Raw genomic sequence first — 17,946 nt, 5'->3', positions numbered from 1 at the left:
GCGGGCGGGCCGCGCTGCCGTAGGGTTCTGGGCAGGCGATGGCAATGGGAGGAAGCCGGTGCGAATCCGGCGCGGTCCCGCCACTGTGACCGGGGAGCGAACCCCGCTTGAGGCCACTGTCCGCACGGACGGGAAGGCCGGGGCGAGCATCGATCCGGGAGCCAGGAGACTCCTGCCGTCGCGACACCCGCGACCGGGGCGAGGACCCCAGGGGGAGGAACGGCCGTGTCCGCTGGCACCGTGCTGCTGCTGTCGACGTCCGACACCGATCTGCTGAGCGCTCGCGCGTCCGGAGCCGACTACCGGCTGGGCAACCCGGCGCGGCTCGCCGTGGACGATCTGCCCGGGCTGGTCGAGGGAACGGCTCTCGTCGTGGTGCGCCTGCTCGGCGGGCGGCGGGCGTGGGAGGACGGGCTCGACGCCCTGCTCGCGGGGCCCCGGCCGGTCGTCGTCCTCGGCGGCGAGCAGGCCCCCGACGCGGAACTGATGGAACTGTCGACGGTGTCCGGCGGCGTCTGCGCCGAGGCGCACGCCTACCTCGCCCACGGCGGTCCCGCCAACCTCGCCGAACTGCACGCGTTCCTGTCGGACACGGTGCTGCTGACCGGACGCGGGTTCGCGCCGCCGCGGCCGGCGCCCGCCTGGGGACGGGTCGAGCGCGAGACCCGCGGCGGTGACGGGCCCGTGATCGGCGTGCTCTACTACCGCGCCCACCACATGGCCGGGAACACCGACTTCGTCGAGGCCCTGTGCGACGCCGTCGAGGACGCCGGCGGGCGGGCGCTTCCCGTGTTCTGCTCGTCGCTCCGCACGGCGGAGCCCGCACTGCTCGACACGCTCCGGGAGGCGGACGCGCTGGTCGTGACCGTCCTCGCGGCGGGCGGGACCAGGCCCGCGACGGCCGGGGCCGGGGGCGACGACGAGGCGTGGGACGTGGGCGCGCTGGCCGCGCTGGACGTCCCGATCCTCCAGGGGCTCTGCCTCACGACGAGCCGCGCCGAGTGGGAGGCGAGCGACGACGGCCTGTCCCCGCTGGACGCCGCGTCGCAGGTCGCGATCCCCGAGTTCGACGGGCGGATCATCACCGTCCCGTTCTCGTTCAAGGAGACCGGCGAGGACGGCCTCACCGTCTACCGGGCCGATCCGGAGCGGGCCGCGCGGGTCGCCGGGATCGCCGTCCGGCACGGGCGCCTGCGGCACACCCCGCCCGCCGAGCGGCGCGTCGTGGTGATGCTGTCGGCGTACCCGACGAAGCACTCCCGCGTGGGCAACGCCGTCGGACTCGACACCCCGGCGAGCACCGTGCGGCTCCTGGCGCGGCTCGACGAGGCCGGCTACGACCTCGGCGAGGGCTTCCCCGGCGTCCGGGAGCAGGACGGCGACGCGCTCGTCCACGCGCTCATCGCGGCCGGCGGGCAGGACGAGGACTGGCTCACCGAAGAGCAGCTCGCGGGCAATCCGGTCCGCATCTCGGCGGCGTCCTACGAGCGCTGGTACCGCACCCTCCCGGAGGTGCTCCGGGGCGAGACGGAGCTGCACTGGGGCGCGCCTCCCGGGCAGCTGTTCGTCCAGGACGGCGACATCGTGCTCGCCGCCCTCCGCGCCGGGAACGTCGTCGTCATGGTGCAGCCGCCGCGCGGCTTCGGGCAGAACCCCATCGCGATCTACCACGATCCCGACCTGCCGCCGAGCCACCACTACCTGGCCGCGTACCGGTGGCTGGCGGACGAGTTCGGCGCGCACGCGATCGTCCACGTCGGCAAGCACGGCAACCTGGAGTGGCTGCCCGGCAAGGCGGCGGGCATGTCCGCGTCGTGCGGCACCGACGCCGCGCTCGGCGACGTCCCGCTGATCTACCCGTTCCTCGTCAACGACCCGGGGGAGGGGACGCAGGCCAAGCGCCGGGCGCACGCCGTCCTCGTCGACCACATGGTCCCGCCGATGGCCCGCGCCGAGACCTACGGCGACATCGCCCGCCTCGAACAGCTCCTCGACGAGCACGCGACCATCGCCGCGATGGACCCGGCGAAGCTGCCCGCGATCCGCGCGCAGATCTGGACGCTCATCCAGGCCGCGCGACTCGACCACGACCTCGGGCTGGACGACCGTCCCCACGACACCGAGTTCGACGACTTCATCCTGCACGTGGACGGGTGGCTGTGCGAGGTGAAGGACGCGCAGATCCGCGACGGCCTGCACGTCCTCGGCGAGGCACCGGAGGGCGCGGCCCGCGTCGACCTGGTCCTGGCCATGCTCCGCGCCCGCCAGGTGTGGTCGGGACGCGAGACGCTCCCCGGCCTGCGCGAGGCGCTCGGCCTCAGCGAGGACGGCGGCGAGGCCCTCGGCGACGTCGACGCGGCCGAGGCCGCCGCTCGCGATCTCGTCCAGGCCATGGAGGACGCCGGCTGGACCGTGGACGCAGCCGCCCGCGTCGCCGAAGGCCTCCCGGAGGGCCGCCGCGAACCCGTGACCCGCGTGCTGGAGTTCGCCGCGTCCGAGGTCGTCCCGCGCCTCGCCCGGACGCCCGACGAGCTCGACCACGTCCTGCACGCGCTGGACGGCGGCTACGTCCCGGCGGGCCCGAGCGGGTCGCCGTTGCGCGGGCTCGTCAACGTCCTGCCGACCGGGCGGAACTTCTACTCGGTGGACCCGCGCGCCGTCCCGAGCCGGCTCGCCTGGGAGACCGGGCAGGCGATGGCCGCCTCGCTGCTGGACCGCTACCGCGCCGACCACGGCGAATGGCCGCGCTCGGTCGGCCTGTCGGTGTGGGGGACGAGCGCGATGCGCACGGCGGGCGACGACGTCGCCGAGGTGCTGGCCCTGCTCGGCGTCCGCCCGGAATGGGACGAGGCGTCCCGCCGCGTCACCGCGCTGGAGCCGATCCCGGTCGCCGAGCTGGGCCGGCCGCGCATCGACGTGACCGTCCGCATCAGCGGCTTCTTCCGGGACGCGTTCCCGCACGTCGTCGCGATGCTGGACGACGCCGTCCGCCTCGTCGCCGGGCTCGACGAGCCCGAGACCGACAACCACGTCCGGGCCCATGTCCGGGCCGACATCGCCCAGCACGGGGACGACCGGCGGGCCACGCTGCGCGTCTTCGGGTCCGCGCCGGGCGCCTACGGGGCCGGGCTGCTCCCGCTCATCGACAGCCGCAACTGGCGCGACGACGCCGACCTCGCCGAGGTGTACGCGGTGTGGGGCGGCCACGCCTACGGGCGCGGCCTCGACGGCGTCCCCGCCCGCGCCGACATGGAGAGCGCCTACCGGCGGATCGCCGTCGCGGCCAAGAACATCGACACCCGCGAGCACGACATCGCCGACTCCGACGACTACTTCCAGTACCACGGCGGCATGATCGCGACCGTCCGCGCGCTGACCGGCAGGGCCCCGGAGGCCTACGTCGGGGACAGCACCCGCCCGGACGCCGTCCGCACCCGGACCCTGTCGCAGGAGACCGCGCGGATCTTCCGGGCCCGCGTCGTCAACCCGCGCTGGCTCGCCGCCATGCGGCGGCACGGGTACAAGGGCGCGTTCGAGCTGGCCGCGACCGTCGACTACCTGTTCGGCTACGACGCGACCACCGGCGTCATGGCGGACTGGATGTACGACCGGCTCACCGCCGCCTACGTCCTGGACGAGGAGAACCGCGCGTTCATGGAGGAGTCGAACCCCTGGGCGCTGCACGGCATCGCCGAGCGGCTCCTGGAGGCGGCCGAGCGAGGCATGTGGGAGCACCCCGACCCGGAGATCCTCCAGGGCCTCCAGGAGGTCTACCTCAAGGCCGAGGGCGACCTGGAGGACGACACCAGCCGCTGAGCCGCCTCCGGATGTCCGGCCCAGTGCAGGTGCAGGTAGGACGCGGTGACGCGGTCGTCCCCGAACCCGTCGGACCCGTCCCGCCACCGGAACAGCGGTGCCGCGCCGGTGGACAGCGCCGTCCGGTGGAACTCGTGCCCCCGGAACCGCTCGCCCGGACGGGTCAGCGGCGACTCCGCCACCGCGACCGCCTCCCGGTACCCGAGCGTCAGCCGGGAGGTCATCGCCGCCCGTCCCGGCACCCGCCCGCACATCGGCAGCCCGTCGAGCTCCTCGCACAGGTACAGCAGCCCGGCGCACTCGGCGGCGACCGGCCCGGCGAACGCGGCGACCTCCGCGAGCATCGGCGCGTTCGCGGCGAGGTCGGCGGCGTGCACCTCGGGGAAGCCGCCGCCGATGACGAGCGCGCCCGTCCCGTCCGGGAGGCCCTCGTCGCGCAGCGGATCGAAGACGGCGACCTCGGCGCCCGCCGCGCGCAGCAGTTCCACGTGCTCCGCATAGGAGAAGGTGAACGCCGGCCCGCCCGCCACCGCGACGACCGGGCCGCCCTTCACCGGGACGACCTCGCCGGCCGGGTCCCACGCCGTCCCCGCGAGCGGGGGAGCGGTGCCCGCCAGCCGGAGCAGCGCGTCCAGATCGCAGGAGCGGCCGACCAGCTCACCGAGCCGCTCCACCGCCCACACGGCCGCCGGCCCCCGCTCCGCCGCCGGGATCAGCCCCAGGTGCCGGGACGGTGTGACCACCGCGTCGTCCCGCCGGATCGCGCCGAGCACCGGCACGCCCGTCGCCTCCAGCGCGCTCCGGCACAGCTCCTCGTGCCGGTCGGAGCCGACCCGGTTCAGGATCACGCCGCCGATCCGCACGCCCGGCTCGAACGTCGCGAACCCGTGCACGACCGCCGCCACCGACCGGCTCTGCCGCGCCGCGTCGACCACCAGCACCACGGGCGCCGCGAGCAGTTCCGCGACGTGCGCCGTGGACGCGAACCCGGTGTCGCCGCGCCCGTCGAACAGGCCCATCACCCCCTCGACGACCGCCACGTCGCACCCGGCCGCACCGTGCAGGAACAGCGGCCCGACCCGGTCTTCCCCGGTCAGCCAGGGATCGAGGTTGCGGCCCGGCCGCCCCGCCGCGAGCGCGTGGTAGCCGGGGTCGATGTAGTCGGGGCCGACCTTGTGCGGCGACACCTTCAGCCCGCGCGCCCGCAGCGCCGCGATCAGCCCCGTCGCGACCGTCGTCTTCCCCGACCCCGACGAGGGAGCGGCGACGACCAGCCGGGGGATCACCACTCGATGCCCCGCTGGCCCTTCTGCCCGGCGTCCATCGGATGCCGGACCTTGCCCATCTCCGTCACCAGGTCGGCGGCCTCGACGAGCCGGTCCGGGGCGTCCCGGCCGGTGACGACGACGTGCTGGTTCCCGGGACGCCCGGCCAGCGCGGCGACCACGTCGTCCAGGTCGATCCAGCCCCACTTGAGCGGGTAGGTGAACTCGTCCAGCACGTAGAAGCGGTACGTCTCGGCGGCCAGGTCCCGCTTGATCTGCTCCCAGCCCTCCCGCGCGTCCGCCGCGTGGTCCGCCTCGGTGCCGGGCCGCCGGATCCACGACCAGCCCTCGCCCATCTTGTGCCAGGAGACCGGACCGCCCTCGCCGCTCTCGCCCAGCACCCGCAGCGCCCGCTCCTCGCCGATGCGCCACTTCGCCGACTTCACGAACTGGAACACCCCGACCGGCCAGCCCTGGTTCCACGCCCGCAGTGCCATCCCGAACGCGGCCGTCGACTTGCCCTTCCCCGGCCCGGTGTGGACGATCAGCAGCGGCCGGTTGCGGCGCTGCCGGGTGGTCAGGCCGTCGTCGGGGACGGACACGGGCTTTCCCCGGGGCATCTCAGGCCGCCTTCCTGTGATCGCGGACGGCCCCGCCGAGGTCGTCCAGCGGGAGGAGCCGAGCCCCGAGCCGCACCGCCAGCCGCCCCGCGAGGCCGAGCCGCACCGGGCCTGACTCGCAGTCCACGACGATCCCCGCCGTGCCCGCCAGCAGCCCCGCCGCCCGGTCCACGTCGCCGCCCGCGGTGGCCCGGCCGTCCGTGACGACCACCAGCAGCGGGCGCCGCGCCGGGTCCCGCAGCCGCTCGGCGCGCAGGACCTCGGCCGCCCGGACGAGCCCGGCGGCCAGCGGCGTGCGCCCGCCGGTCGGCAGCGTCCGCAGCCGCGCCGCCCCCGCCTCGACCGACGACGTCGGGGGCAGGACCAGCTCGGCCGTCCGGCCCCGGAACGTGATCAGGCCGACCTTGTCCCGGCGCTGGTAGGCGTCCAGCAGGAGGCTGAGGACGGCCGTCTTCACCGTCGTCATGCGGCGGCGGGCCGCCATCGACCCGCTGGCGTCCACGACGAACAGCACGAGGTTGCCCTCGCGCCCCTCCCGGACCGCCTCCCGCAGGTCGTCCGCCCGCAGCACGAGGCCCGCGCCGTCCCGGCCGCGCGCCCGCTGGTGCGGCGCGGCGGCCAGCAGCGTCGCGACCACGTGCGGGTCGCGAACCCGCGCGTCCGGGCGCCGCGCCCCGGTGACCCGCCCCCGAGGCGTCCGCGCCCGCGACCGCCTCCCCGCGATCCCCTCACCAACCCCCGGAATCTCCAACAACGGCACCGCATACGGCGCCATGACCACCGCAACCCGCTCGCCCCCATTCGCACCGCTCGTCCCATCCGCGGCCCCCTCACCCGACACGCCGCCCTCACCCGGCGCCGCGCCCCGCTCCGAGCCGTCACCCCCCGAATCACCGCCGCCCCACACGCCGTCGTCGCCCCACGCGGGGTTGTTCCTCCACGCGGGGTCGTTTCTCAAGGTGGGGTCGTTCCTCCGCGTGGCGTCCTGTCCCTGCGCGGGATCCTTGCCTCGTGAGGTGTCGCCCTCCTGTGTGGTGCCGTTTCCCTGGGCGGTGTCGCTCTCCTGCGTGGGGGCGTTCTCTTGCTCGGGTTCGTTTCCCGGCGGGGTGTCGCCTTCTGGTGCGGGGCCGTCGGGTGGTGGGTCGTCGTCGGGTGACGTGCTGTTCAGGAGTTCGTCGAGCAGGGACTCGTCCAGGCCGGGTGCGTCGAACGGGTCGCGGCGGCGCCGGTGCGGGAGCGACAGCCGGGCCGCCGCGCGCACGTCGTCGGCCGTCACCACGTCCCGTCCAAGCCAGGCGGCGTGCGCGAGGGCGGCGTTGGCCGTGACCAGGTCGGCGCGCAGCCCGTCGACCTCGAACCCGGCGCACACCGCCGCGATCTGTTCGAGGCGCCGGTCCGGGAGCCGGACGCCCTCCAGCCGCTCCCGCGCGGCGCCGATGCGCCCGGCGAGGGCGGCCTCCGCGTCCGCCCACCGTGCGGCGAACGCGGCGGGGTCCGCCTCGAACGCCAGCCGCCGCCGGACGACCTCGGCGCGTTCCTTCGGATCCCTGGACGCCCTCACCTCGACGGTCAGCCCGAACCGGTCGAGGAGCTGGGGACGCAGCTCGCCCTCCTCCGGGTTCATCGTGCCCACCAGGAGGAACCGGGCGGCGTGCCGGACCGACACCGACTCGCGCTCGACGTAGCAGGTGCCGAGGGCGGCGGCGTCCAGCAGCAGGTCCACCAGGTGGTCGTGCAGCAGGTTCACCTCGTCGACGTACAGGACGCCCCGGTGCGCCGCCGCGAGCAGCCCCGGCTCGAACGCCTTCACCCCCTCCGTCAGGGCCCGCTCGACGTCCAGCGACCCGGCGAGCCGGTCCTCGGACGCGCCGACCGGCAGCTCCACCAGCGCGGACGGCCGCCGCTCGGCGGGTCCGCCCGCCTCGTGCGGCCCGTCCGGGCAGGACGGGTCCGGCGCCGCCGGGTCGCACGCGAACCGGCAGCCCGCCACGGTGTCCACGGCGGGCAGCTGCGCGGCCAGCGCCCGCACGATCGTCGACTTGGCGGTGCCCTTCTCGCCCCGCACCAGCACGCCGCCCACCCGCGGTGAGACGGCGTTCAGCAGCAGCGCCAGCTTCAGGTCGTCCAGCCCGACGACGGCGCTGAACGGATAGGTGGCGTTCACTCCGAGACCTTCCGGTTGACGTGTGCGACCCGCCAGCCGTCCCGGGCGGCGGTCAGCCTTGTGGTGGACAGCGGCGCGAGATCGATCCGGTCGGCCGCGAGGACGCCGATGCCGAGCGCGTGGGCGAGCGCGGCCCGGATGACGCCCGCGTCGCAGACGGCGACGCCGGACGGCCCGGTGCCGAGCCACGCGCCGACCCGCGCCGCGAGGTCCGCCCGGCTCTCGCCGCCGTGCGGGGCGGCGTGCGGGTCCGCCAGCCAGGACGCGAGCGCGTCCGGCTCGCGGGCGGCCACCCGCGCGTAGGCGGTGCCCGCCCACCGGCCGTGGTCGGCCTCGGCGAGGGCCGCCTCGGCGCGGGCGTCGAGCCCGAGCGCGGCGCACGTCTCCCGTGCGGCCGGCGCGGGGGACGTCCAGCACGCGCCGTCCGGCAGCCGCCCGGCGAGCGCCCGCGCCCTGGCCAGCGCGGACGGGTCGGCGGCGGCGCCGGCGGGGAAGCGGGCCTCCCGCATCCCCGCCGACGTCGCGTGCCGGACGAACAGCACCCCGTTCAGGCGGGCCCGCTCACGCCGGGGCCGGCGCGGGACGCGCGGCCCGGTCGCAGAACCATCCGAAGAGCGTGCCGAACGACGCCCAGAACACCAGTTGCGTCCCGAGCGAGGTGATGCGGAACCGCCACAGCAGCGTGGCCGGGAAACCGTCCGGCACCTCGTCGACCCCCGGGAGCAGCAGCGACGCCACGACCACCGGGACGAGGAACGCGAGCACGGCCGCGGGCCAGCGCGCCCACGGCCCGCCCGGCACGCGCCGCGCCGTGGTCACCGCGATGGCGGCCGAGAGCAGCCCGACCCCGATCATCGCCAGGTACAGCACGGTCCGGCTGTTGATCGTTTCCGGGTCGCCCACCGCCGGCGGGTTCGCCGGGTACTTGAGGAACGGGACGAGGATGACGGCGGCGAAGGCGGTCCCGGCGGCGGCGAGCGCGAGCCCGCCGTCCGACCGCGGGCCGACACGCCCCCGCAGGGCCGCGAACACGAGCGCGAACACGCCGCCGGCGGCGAGCCCGTAGAGCCCGGTGGCGAGGAACAGCCCGGCCTTCTGCGTGCCCCGGCTCACCTCTTCGCCGTGCTCGTGGCCCGCCCCGGCGCCGTGTTCGTGGACGGCGCCGCCGTGCTCGTGCGCGGCGGCGGCGTTCTCCAGCGCGATCGCCTCGTCGATCCGGGGTTCACCGGCCGTGAAGGCGAAGACGCCCGCGACGAGACCGGCCAGCAGGCCCAGCAGCAGGCCCCTGACCAGCAGGGTGCGCACCATGTCAGTGGCAGGGCACGCCGAGCAGGTGCCGCCCGTCGTGCATCAGCTCGTGGAGGTAGCCGCCGGTCTGCGACACGGCGCCGTTGTCCATCAGGACGAGGTAGCCGAGCAGCAGCAGCACGGGGACCGCGAGCAGCCAGGGAACGATTCGGTTAAGGGGGATGGTGCGAGCGGGCATGCTGCGTGCGGACGCAGTGCTCACGGTGCCTCCGTAGGGGATCTAGCGCGTCCCGGACAATGAGGTCGCGATCACCCGAGCGACCTGGCTCCCGGGATCCGCGTCCCGGATACAGTGGCGCGTCCGCACCGGCATCTCACCGGATTTCCCTCGGGCGACCGTGAATCAGCCGAACCGTACGGCGCCGTGGACACCGCTGTCAATGTCGTCCACTGTCGATGTCGTCCACCCTGACCGATACCGCGATTGTGGTCATGACGCTCCGTTCACCTACCATGACGGCTTCGGTGCTTCGTGTCCCGTCGCTCCCGAAACACGATGACGATGGAGTCGTACATGATCAGCCAAGACACCGGGCGGCCCGCGTCGCTCGACGACGTCAAGGGGTGGTTCCCCAAGGTCGACCAGCTGCTCTTCACCTGGTTCCTGGAACGCCAGGAACGCATGGGGCAGCGGGGCGACCTCGTGGAGCTCGGCTCCTACCTCGGCAAGAGCGCCATCCTCATGGGGCGGCACCTGCGCGAGGGCGAGACCTTCACGGTGTGCGACCTGTTCGACTCCGACGCACCGGACGACTCCAACCAGGCGGAGATGGAGGGCTCGTACTCCACCCTGACCCGCAGGGGGTTCGAGTCCAACTACCGCGCGTTCCACGATGAGCTCCCGGAGATCATCCAAGGCCCCACGTCGCTCATCCTCGACCACGTCCAGCCCGAGACCTGCCGGTTCGTGCACGTGGACGCGTCCCACCTGTACGAGCACGTGAACGGCGACATCCGGGCCGCGCACGTCATGCTCCCCTCCGGCGGGCTCATCGTGTGCGACGACTACCGGTCCGAGCACACCCCCGGCGTCTCCGCCGCGGTCTGGGAGGCGGTGGCCGTCGACGGGCTTCGCCCGATCTGCGTGACGACCCAGAAGCTCTACGGCACCTGGGGCGACTCCGCCACCGTCCAGGACGAGCTCCTGGAGTGGCTGCGCGGCCGGGAGGACGTCTGGCACGAGGTCCAGGAGGTCGCCGGGCGGCCGCTCGTCCGCATCAAGGGCAAGGCGGCGAAGAAGAAGAACGATGGCGCCAAGCTGAAGGAGCGGCTCGCCCAGGCCGAGCAGCGGCTGGCCCGCACGGAGGAGAAGCTGGCCCGCGCCAGGCACGAGCTGGAAGCCGTCCGCGGCTCGGTCAGCTTCAAGGTCGGCCGGAAGCTGACCGCCCTCCCGCGGGCCGTGCGCGGCGGCCGCGAACCGTAGAGCGGGATCCGGGCTCCGCGTCGATAGAACGCGTTCTAGTATCGGACGCATGCGACACGGCATCGTGCTCTTCACCAGTGACAGGGGCATCACGCCCGCCGCCGCCGCGAAGGCCGCAGAGGAGAACGGGTTCCACACCTTCTACGTGCCCGAGCACACGCACATCCCGGTCAAGCGCGATGCGGCGCATCCGGGCACGGGTGACGAGACGCTGCCCGACGACCGCTACATGCGCACGCTGGACCCGTGGGTCTCGCTGGCGTCCGCGGTCACCGTCACGTCCACGATCCGGCTCGCGACCGCGGTGGCGCTGCCGGTGGAGTCGGACCCGATCACGCTCGCCAAGGCCATCGCCACGCTCGACCACCTGTCCGGCGGGCGCGTCACGGTCGGCGCCGGGTTCGGGTGGAACACCGACGAACTCGCCGACCACCACGTCCCCGCGGGCAAGCGCCGGACGGTGCTGCGCGAGTACGTCGAGGCGATGCGCGCGCTGTGGACCGAGGAGCAGGCGTCCTACGCCGGGGAGTTCGTCTCGTTCGGCCCGTCCTGGGCCTGGCCCAAGCCCGTCCAGCCGCACATCCCGCTGCTGATCGGCGCGGGCGGCGGGCCGAAGACGTTCGCCTGGATCGCCGCCCACGCCGACGGCTGGATCACCACCCCGATCGAGCGCGACATCCTGCCCAAGGCCGCCGAGTTCCAGGCGGCCTGGAGCGACGCGGGGCGGACCGGCCGGCCGGAGATCTCCGTCCTGGCCGCGATGCGCCCCTCGCCCGAGGACATCGCGGCATGGGAGGAGGCCGGCGTCACCGAGATCATGTGGGGTCTGCCGGACAAGCCCGCCGACGAGGTCGTCGCCTTCCTCGGCCGGCACGCCCGGCGCCTCGGCCTCTGACCTCCGGCGTCTCTGGAGCCCCGGGAAGGGAGCACTTTCCCTCCTGTTGAGGGAACTGGTCAAACCCAGTCGAAGCAAGAATTACAAACTTCAACCAAATTGCTCAGGCTTGGCCCGACTCGTCCTCGCCGGGGCTCACCCTGCGTCCGACACCGGCATAGCACCATTGGCGGTCGGCCCGGAGTGGAACGGTCGAACCCGGGTCCGGACGCCACATCGACAAAGTGGTGAGTCCCGGATCGACGAGTTCGAAGCCGTCGAACAGGCGCGCGATCTCCGCGCGGGCGCGCAGGGTGATCTGATACGTGGCCTTTTCGTATACCGCGCCCGCGTCCCGGACCCGGCTGTCGGTGTCGAAGTCGCCGGTCACGTGCGACACGGCCAGGTAGCTCCCGGGGACGACGGCGTCGCGCAGTCGCGCCACGATGCCGGGCGGGTCGTCGTGGTCGCCGATGAAGTGGAGCACCGCCAGCATCAGCACCGCGACCGGCCGGTCGAAGTCGATGAGCGCGTTCAGCTCCGGATCCTCCAGGATCTCGCCGGGCCGCCGGGCGTCGCCCTGGATGACCGTCACCTCCGGCGTGGCGGCCAGCAGCGCCCGCCCGTGGGCCAGCACGACCGGCTCCCGGTCGACGTAGACGACGCGGGCGTCGGGCGCGACCTGGTGGGCGATCTCGTGCACGTTGCCCTGGGTGGGCAGCCCCGAGCCGATGTCGATGAACTGGCGGATGCCGGACTCGGCCAGGAAACGCACCGCGCGCCGCAGGAAGGCGCGGTTCTCGCGCGCCATGAACGGCGTGTCCGGAGCATGCCGGACCACCTCTTCCACGGCCTCCCGGTCGGCGGCATAGTTGTCCTTGCCGCCGAGGAGGTAGTCGTACATTCGCGGGACGTTCGGCGTATTCACATCGATGCCGTCCATCATCTCCTCCCGGCCTCTCGTGGGCGGATCGTGTCCGGCTTCGGACTTATCGCGATTCGTCCCCCAACATGTAAGCATTGTGATCAACTCGGGTACAACCGAAGCCGAGATCTGTACGCGGGAGCGCAAATGCCAGGCGACGCCAGCACAGCATCGCAAATCCCCGGACCGCCCACCGAGGACGACGGCGGCGCCGCCATCGCGGCCGCCGGCGGGCTGCACAACTACCAGCTCGAACTGCACGGCGAGTACGGGCCGGTGGTGCGCTTCCCGCTGCCCGGCGCGGGCCTGGCGGTGTCGGTCGCCGACCCCGTCCTGCTGGAGGCCACCGCGAAGATCGACAAGCGTCCGGAGAAGCTCTTCGAGTTCCTGGCGCCCCTCCAGGAGTCGGGCAACCTCCAGACGATCCCGGCGGCCGAGCACGGCCCGTGGCGGCGGGTGATGCTGTCGGTGCTGGCCGGTCGCCCCTCGCACGAGGCTCATTTCGCACAGTTCACCGCGCTGGCGACCGGCATGGCCGACCGGTGGTCGGCGCGGGCGGCCGCCGGCCCGATCGCCCTCCAGAAGGACCTCAGCGAGCTGTCCCTGAGCATGATCTGCCAGTACGCGCTCGGCAGCGGCCTGGGGTCCGAGGAGTCCGCCGGACGGGTCGTGTCCGCGTTCGAGACCGTCCTCACCCACTACATGGGCCAGGCGGACGCGTCCGGTGGCGAGGAGGCCCGCCGGGCCGAGGAGGCCCTGGCCTACCTGCGCGCGACCACCGACGAGGTGCTCGCCGCGCACCGCGGGCGGGACGACGCGGACCGCAGCGACCTGATCGCCGCCCTGGCCGCCGCCGGCGAGTCCCCGGCGCGGATCCGCGACACCGTCCTGATGACCATGCTGGCCGCCCACCACACCACCGGCGTCGCCATCTCGTGGACCCTGTACCTCCTGGCCCGGCACCCGGACGCGGCGGAGCGCGCCACCGCCGAGGTGGACGAGGTCCTCGGCGACCGTCCCGCCCCGGACTACGGCGACCTCCGGAAGCTCGCCCGTCTGGACGCGGTCGTCAAGGAGGCCATGCGGCTCTACCCGCCGGGCCCCTACGGCGCGCGGGAGGCCACCGAGGACCTCCGGCTCGGCGAGTACACCGTCCCGGCGGGCACGACGATCTTCTATCCGTTCTGGGCCGTGCACATGAACCCCGAGTACTGGCCCGACCCGGAACGGTTCGACCCCGGCCGGTTCACCCCGGAGGCGTCCGCCGGACGCCCCCGCCTCGCCTACATCCCGTTCGGGCTCGGCCCGCGCAGCTGCGAGGGCGCGGCCCTGGCCATGGTCGAGGCCGAGCTCGTCCTGGCCATTCTGCTCAAGCGCTTCCGCTTCGAGCTCGCGCCCGGCCAGACGATCACCCCGATCGAGCGCTTCGTCCTCTGGGCCGCCGACGACATCCGGATGAACCTCACTCCCCGGTGAGGGCCGGGCCCGCTAGGCTCGCCGCCCGTGACGATCGATGACTGGTGGGGCCTCATCGAGCGGGCCCGCGCCGAGGTGGGCGACCGTGCCGATGACCGGAACCCGCCCGATGACCCGCTGCCCGGCGCGCTGACGGACCTCCTCACCGGGCTGGAGGCGGCGCAGATCATCGACTTCTATGCCAAGGCGATCGAGGTGACCGACACCGCGTACCGGCAGCCGCTGTGGAACGCCGCCTATCTCATCGAGGGGGGCTGCGGGGACGACGGCTTCATGGACTTCCGCGACGGGCTGATCCTGCTCGGGCGAGAGACGTTCACGCGGGCCGTGGCCGACCCCGACTCCCTGGCGGGAGTGCCCGTGGTCGTCCGGATGAGCCGCGACGAGGGCGGCTGGATCGGCTTCGAGTCGCTGAGCCGCCCGGTCACGGACGCCTACCGGAGGGTGCGGGGCGAGACCGGCTCCCTCGACGCGGCCATGGAGACGGCCGTGCGCGGGATGACGCGTCCCGCGGAGCCGGCCGGGGAGAGCTGGGACGTCGAGGACGACGACGAGACGCGGCGGCACCTCCCGCGTCTCGCGGGGCTCTTCGTCGGCTGAACGCGCCGCCGTCACCGTCGCGTAGGTGCCGGTCCGGCCCGCGCCGTGCAGAGCCCTCGCCGCGGGGTAGAGGTGACGCATGATCGCAGAGGAAGGTTCCGGTGACCGTCCCGCGGACCGCCATCTCAGGCCGCGGGGAGCCGGTGACGACGCCGTGGCCGCGGCCGGCCGCGTGACGGAGGCGCTGGAGACCACGGAGTGCGCGCGGGGTCACCTGTACGCGTTCCATCAGCTGACCGGCCGGGCGGACGGGCAACTGGACGAGGCCGTGGAGCTCCTGCGCGCCGCGGGCCACGGCGACCTGGCGGGCCGGGTCGCCGAGGAGCTGATCGGCCGCAACGTCCTGCGGGGCCGCTGGACGTTCCAGCTCGTGGAGGAGTACGACGAGGGCTACTACCAGGCGTTCCACCGGCTGGAGGGCGAGGTGCGCGCCCGCCTCACGGGAGGCCGGCGGCACGTCCAGGAGGCCGAGATGAAGGAGCGGCGGCGGACGCGCGGCCTGCCGGAGCACGCCGCCGCGCCGGAAGGCGAGACCGGCCCGCCGCGGTGATTCGGCCAGGTCGGACCGGGTAGGCCACGCCCGTCGGCCCGGCGGAGGCCGGGCACCCACGCGACGGTATCGGGGGGCGCCGTGCGAGTACGGTGGCGGCGGCGCGCGCGGGCGGCGCGCTGGCCCGCGGGCATGGGCATCGCCCTGTGGCGGTGGCTGCGGAACTCCCGCCGGGTGCCGCGGGGACGGCTCCGCACCGGGGCCGTGTCGGAGATCAGGCGGATCCCGCGCCGCGGCGGGGACCGGATCCAGGCCCCGCGGCAGGGCACCGGGCCGGTCTACCAGCGGCGCTACACGGTCCGCGTCTCGGGCTGCCGGCTGACCGCGGCCGAGCTGATCGAGCGCCTCGGCGAGGATCTCAACGCGGCCTCGCCGGTCGAGGTCGCCGTCTTCGACAAGACCGTCGGGGCCTCCCGGCCGCTGGAGGCCGGGGACGAGTACGTGGTCCACATGCCGGGGCCGTGGAACTGCCCGGTCCGGGTGGTGGAGCGGACGCCGGAGTCGTTCCGGTTCGCGACGCTGCAGGGCCACCTGGAGGCGGGGGAGATCGAGTTCCGGGCCCGGGACCTCCCGGACGGCGACGTCGTCTTCACGATCGAGTCCTGGGCGCGCAGCGCCGACCGGTTGGGGAAGGCGCTCTACGTGGGCCTGGGCATCGCCAAGGAGATGCAGCTGCACATGTGGACGCACTTCTGCGCCCGGGTCGCCGAGCTGTCGGGCGGCCGCATGATCGGTGACGTGGACGTCCGGACCGAGCGGGCGGACGTCTCGGGTCCGGGGCGCCCGCAACGGCTCGTCGCCGGCGCGGTCACCGCCGCGTTCGCCCGCCCCTTCGCCCTGGCGGCACGGCTGCGCGAGCGGCCGCTGCATCCCCGGGGCCTGGTGTTCGACGCCACCCTGACCCTGCACGGGACGTCCCGGTACTGGGGCGTCCCGTTCCTCGACGACCACACCGAGCTGCGCGGCCGCGCACGGCTCTCCCGAGCGGCCGGCCTGCCTCCCCTGCTCCCGGACGTACTGGGCCTGGCGCTCCGATGGCGGCAGCCACAGTCAGAAGACGCGGAGCTGCTGCTGGCGACGACCGGACGGACCCGGCTGGGCCGCCACCTGCTCCGACCCGCGACCAGGTGGAGCCCGGCGTTCTACGGTTCCCTGCTCGCGTATCGCGCCGGCGACCGCCGGGTCCTGCTGGGCGCCGTGGCGCGACGAGGCTCGGACGTTCCCGCCGATCTCGTCTCCCTGGCGCGCGCCCTGGACGAGCGGCCGCTGCTGCTGGACCTGGTGGCGGCCACCGAGTTCGGCCGCTGGGAGCGGTTCGGCGAACTGCGGATCCAGGGGCCCGCACTGGACGACGGCGAGCCGATGCGCTTCAACCCCGTCCTCAACCCCATATGGGGACTGCCTCCCGCGGGGCTTCTCCAGCAGGCGCGCGGCGTCACCTACACCGCCGTGCAGAATGCGGCCCGCCGTGCCGGGCATGGACGCCCGGAGCGGTCGCGCCCGCCGGAGAGGACCCGATGAGGACGAGGACCCGCGTCGAGCGGCGGATGCGCCGGCGCCACGCCGGCCTGCACCGGCTTCCCCTCAACTTCGACCCGGACCGGCACGACATGAACCGCCCGGAGCGGGGCTGGCACCTCGACGACTTCCGGCAGCCGCTGCCGCCGGAGCCGCCCGGCCCGCCGGTCGAGGGAGGGAGCTGGGAGATCGCCCGCCACCTGGTCCGGAATTACGAGTACGCCGACCCGGGCATCATCCGGGAGATCTGCCGCTCGGGACCTCCGGAGCCGGGCCGCGACATGCTGCTCGAAGGCCGGTTCTACGGGCTGCGCTTCTACCTCGGCCTCCGCGTCGGAGGCGTCGTCGACGGGGTCGTCGACGTGGACGGCCGCCGCGCACGGGTGTGGGGCTGGAACTACCGGACGCTGCAGGGCCACCTCGAACGCGGCCAGATGGACCAGGAAGTGCGCAAGTGGCTCGACACGGGGGAGGTGGAGTTCCACGTCCACGGCTTCTCGCAGCGGGCGTCCATCCCGAACCCGATCGTGCGTCTCGGCTTCGTCCTCTTCGGCCGCGCGACACAGCTCAGGTTCTACAGGCGAGCGTGCCGCCGCATGGAGACCCTCACCGCCGCCGCCCTCAAAGCAGAACCCGCAGACCGGGCATGATGCAGTCCACCCCGAGAAGGCCGCCTTCCGCGGCCTCCCCCGCATCGAGCGGTCAATACGCCTAGACGGCGCTCACCTGCACAAGCGGTGAAGCGGATCTGAAAGCGGATGGTGGCAGACTGCCACCGGCCCTTGAGCTGCGTAACCTCGGGGAGGAAGGGCGCGCGTGATCAGAGTTGAGCTATTCGACAACATGCCGATCTATGCGAACGGCCTTTCCGTCTTGCTCGGCCAGAACGGAATCACGGTGACCGGGATTCACTCGGATCTGCAGAGCGTCGGATCGTGGTTGCGGGCGGACGTTCTCGTGATGGCACTCCCGCTCGCGCACGAGGCGTTGACTGATTCGGCGTTCTCCCTCGGGGCTCCACCGTTGCTCCTGGTCACCGATGACGCCCTCGCGGTCCGTTCGACGCCGCTCGCCGCCTACGCCTGCGGCTGCGTGAATCGCGAAGCGGACGGCACGAGCTTCGTCTCGGCCGTGCGGGGGGCGGCCCGGGGCGCGCGGTTCTGGGAGGGCGCCGAGGTCACCGAGCCGGCCGCGCCGGAGCCGGCGCAGCGGCTCGGTTCGCTTTCCTCGCGGGAGCACCAGGTCTTGAAGCTCATCGCACGGGGATTCACGCACAACCAGGTCGCGACCCGCCTGGGCATCAGCCGGCACACGGTCGACACCTACGTCAAACGCATCCGGTCCAAGTGGGCTCTCGGCAACAAGGCCGACCTGACCAGGGCGGCGATGCTGGCGCTCCGGAGCTGA

The 17,946-nt window shown here is 73.8% G+C and carries 16 protein-coding genes and 2 riboswitches; of the genes, 9 read left to right on the top strand and 7 right to left on the bottom strand.

Features of this window, described 5'->3' with window-relative positions; genetic code table 11:
• Window positions 1–48 precede the first annotated feature (48 nt).
• Window positions 49–172: riboswitch (cobalamin riboswitch) on the top strand.
• Window positions 173–225: 53 nt separating this feature from the next.
• Window positions 226–3,816 (top strand): cobaltochelatase subunit CobN, encoded by a 3,591-nt coding sequence (cobN, locus tag K8Z49_RS10150; RefSeq protein WP_412518344.1) that lies wholly within the window; start codon window positions 226–228, stop codon window positions 3,814–3,816.
• Here cobN and K8Z49_RS10145 read toward each other — a convergent pair.
• From K8Z49_RS10145 to K8Z49_RS10120, 6 genes are read right to left on the bottom strand one after another with little or no spacing between them, the layout of a single operon-like run.
• The gene (locus K8Z49_RS10145; protein WP_412518342.1) at window positions 3,771–5,102 is read right to left on the bottom strand and encodes a cobyrinate a,c-diamide synthase; all 1,332 of its coding nucleotides are present in this window, start codon (window positions 5,100–5,102) and stop codon (window positions 3,771–3,773) included. The genes cobN and K8Z49_RS10145 overlap by 46 nt on opposite strands.
• Window positions 5,099–5,701, bottom strand: coding sequence for a cob(I)yrinic acid a,c-diamide adenosyltransferase (gene cobO / locus K8Z49_RS10140; RefSeq protein ID WP_111831348.1), 603 nt, complete (start codon window positions 5,699–5,701; stop codon window positions 5,099–5,101). Before cobO ends, K8Z49_RS10145 begins: the two co-directional genes overlap by 4 nt.
• Window position 5,702: 1 nt before the next feature.
• On the bottom strand, window positions 5,703–7,865 hold the full coding sequence (locus tag K8Z49_RS10135; protein ID WP_412518340.1) for a VWA domain-containing protein: 2,163 nt from the start codon (window positions 7,863–7,865) through the stop codon (window positions 5,703–5,705).
• A complete protein-coding gene (locus K8Z49_RS10130) occupies window positions 7,862–8,407 on the bottom strand; it encodes a histidine phosphatase family protein (RefSeq protein ID WP_024935930.1) in 546 nt (181 codons plus the stop codon). The genes K8Z49_RS10135 and K8Z49_RS10130 overlap by 4 nt, the downstream gene beginning before the upstream one ends.
• A gap of 19 nt (window positions 8,408–8,426) precedes the next feature.
• The gene (locus tag K8Z49_RS10125; protein ID WP_412518338.1) at window positions 8,427–9,173 is read right to left on the bottom strand and encodes a CbtA family protein; all 747 of its coding nucleotides are present in this window, start codon (window positions 9,171–9,173) and stop codon (window positions 8,427–8,429) included.
• Window position 9,174: 1 nt separating this feature from the next.
• Window positions 9,175–9,375: a CbtB domain-containing protein gene (locus tag K8Z49_RS10120; RefSeq protein ID WP_412518336.1), complete on the bottom strand. Its 201-nt coding sequence runs from the start codon at window positions 9,373–9,375 to the stop codon at window positions 9,175–9,177.
• A 59-nt stretch (window positions 9,376–9,434) separates the two neighbouring features.
• Window positions 9,435–9,495, bottom strand: a riboswitch (cobalamin riboswitch).
• A gap of 192 nt (window positions 9,496–9,687) precedes the next feature.
• Here K8Z49_RS10120 and K8Z49_RS10115 point away from each other — a divergent pair.
• Complete coding sequence (locus K8Z49_RS10115; protein ID WP_021595802.1) at window positions 9,688–10,596, top strand: class I SAM-dependent methyltransferase; 909 nt, start codon at window positions 9,688–9,690, stop codon at window positions 10,594–10,596.
• A 49-nt stretch (window positions 10,597–10,645) separates the two neighbouring features.
• Window positions 10,646–11,491, top strand: coding sequence for an LLM class F420-dependent oxidoreductase (locus K8Z49_RS10110; protein ID WP_021595801.1), 846 nt, complete (start codon window positions 10,646–10,648; stop codon window positions 11,489–11,491).
• Window positions 11,492–11,594: 103 nt separating this feature from the next.
• Here K8Z49_RS10110 and K8Z49_RS10105 read toward each other — a convergent pair whose 3' ends face one another.
• Window positions 11,595–12,413, bottom strand: a complete 819-nt coding sequence (locus K8Z49_RS10105) for an SAM-dependent methyltransferase (RefSeq protein WP_033332864.1) — start codon at window positions 12,411–12,413, stop codon at window positions 11,595–11,597.
• Window positions 12,414–12,542: 129 nt separating this feature from the next.
• On the opposite strand from K8Z49_RS10105, the gene K8Z49_RS10100 reads away from it, so the two are divergent.
• The 6 genes from K8Z49_RS10100 to K8Z49_RS10075 all read left to right on the top strand — a co-directional run bounded on the left by K8Z49_RS10100 (window position 12,543) and on the right by K8Z49_RS10075 (window position 17,946).
• Window positions 12,543–13,871, top strand: a complete 1,329-nt coding sequence (locus tag K8Z49_RS10100) for a cytochrome P450 (RefSeq protein ID WP_021595799.1) — start codon at window positions 12,543–12,545, stop codon at window positions 13,869–13,871.
• Between the two features lie 27 nt (window positions 13,872–13,898).
• Complete coding sequence (locus tag K8Z49_RS10095; protein ID WP_021595798.1) at window positions 13,899–14,471, top strand: DUF4240 domain-containing protein; 573 nt, start codon at window positions 13,899–13,901, stop codon at window positions 14,469–14,471.
• Window positions 14,472–14,550: 79 nt separating this feature from the next.
• Window positions 14,551–15,021 (top strand): hypothetical protein, encoded by a 471-nt coding sequence (locus K8Z49_RS10090; protein ID WP_021595797.1) that lies wholly within the window; start codon window positions 14,551–14,553, stop codon window positions 15,019–15,021.
• A gap of 81 nt (window positions 15,022–15,102) precedes the next feature.
• Window positions 15,103–16,542, top strand: coding sequence for a DUF1990 family protein (locus K8Z49_RS10085; RefSeq protein ID WP_146877447.1), 1,440 nt, complete (start codon window positions 15,103–15,105; stop codon window positions 16,540–16,542).
• Window positions 16,539–17,189, top strand: coding sequence for a DUF1990 family protein (locus K8Z49_RS10080; protein WP_021595795.1), 651 nt, complete (start codon window positions 16,539–16,541; stop codon window positions 17,187–17,189). The genes K8Z49_RS10085 and K8Z49_RS10080 overlap by 4 nt, the downstream gene beginning before the upstream one ends.
• 310 nt (window positions 17,190–17,499) lie before the next feature.
• The gene (locus K8Z49_RS10075; protein WP_200871915.1) at window positions 17,500–17,946 is read left to right on the top strand and encodes a response regulator transcription factor; all 447 of its coding nucleotides are present in this window, start codon (window positions 17,500–17,502) and stop codon (window positions 17,944–17,946) included.

Source organism: Actinomadura madurae (assembly GCF_047130825.1).
Lineage (GTDB): Bacteria > Actinomycetota > Actinomycetes > Streptosporangiales > Streptosporangiaceae > Spirillospora > Spirillospora madurae.
The sequence above is the reverse complement of the archived record's forward strand: the minus strand, read 5'-3'. Positions and strand labels throughout refer to the sequence as shown.

Coding starts and splice junctions, on each gene's coding strand:
- cobO (WP_111831348.1), bottom strand. CDS start 5,701: ATGCCCCGGGGAAAGCCCGTGTCCGTCCCCGACGACGGCCTGACCACC.
- K8Z49_RS10125 (WP_412518338.1), bottom strand. CDS start 9,173: ATGGTGCGCACCCTGCTGGTCAGGGGCCTGCTGCTGGGCCTGCTGGCC.
- K8Z49_RS10115 (WP_021595802.1), top strand. CDS start 9,688: ATGATCAGCCAAGACACCGGGCGGCCCGCGTCGCTCGACGACGTCAAG.
- K8Z49_RS10110 (WP_021595801.1), top strand. CDS start 10,646: ATGCGACACGGCATCGTGCTCTTCACCAGTGACAGGGGCATCACGCCC.
- K8Z49_RS10105 (WP_033332864.1), bottom strand. CDS start 12,413: ATGGACGGCATCGATGTGAATACGCCGAACGTCCCGCGAATGTACGAC.
- K8Z49_RS10100 (WP_021595799.1), top strand. CDS start 12,543: ATGCCAGGCGACGCCAGCACAGCATCGCAAATCCCCGGACCGCCCACC.
- K8Z49_RS10090 (WP_021595797.1), top strand. CDS start 14,551: ATGATCGCAGAGGAAGGTTCCGGTGACCGTCCCGCGGACCGCCATCTC.
- K8Z49_RS10080 (WP_021595795.1), top strand. CDS start 16,539: ATGAGGACGAGGACCCGCGTCGAGCGGCGGATGCGCCGGCGCCACGCC.
- K8Z49_RS10075 (WP_200871915.1), top strand. CDS start 17,500: ATGGCACTCCCGCTCGCGCACGAGGCGTTGACTGATTCGGCGTTCTCC.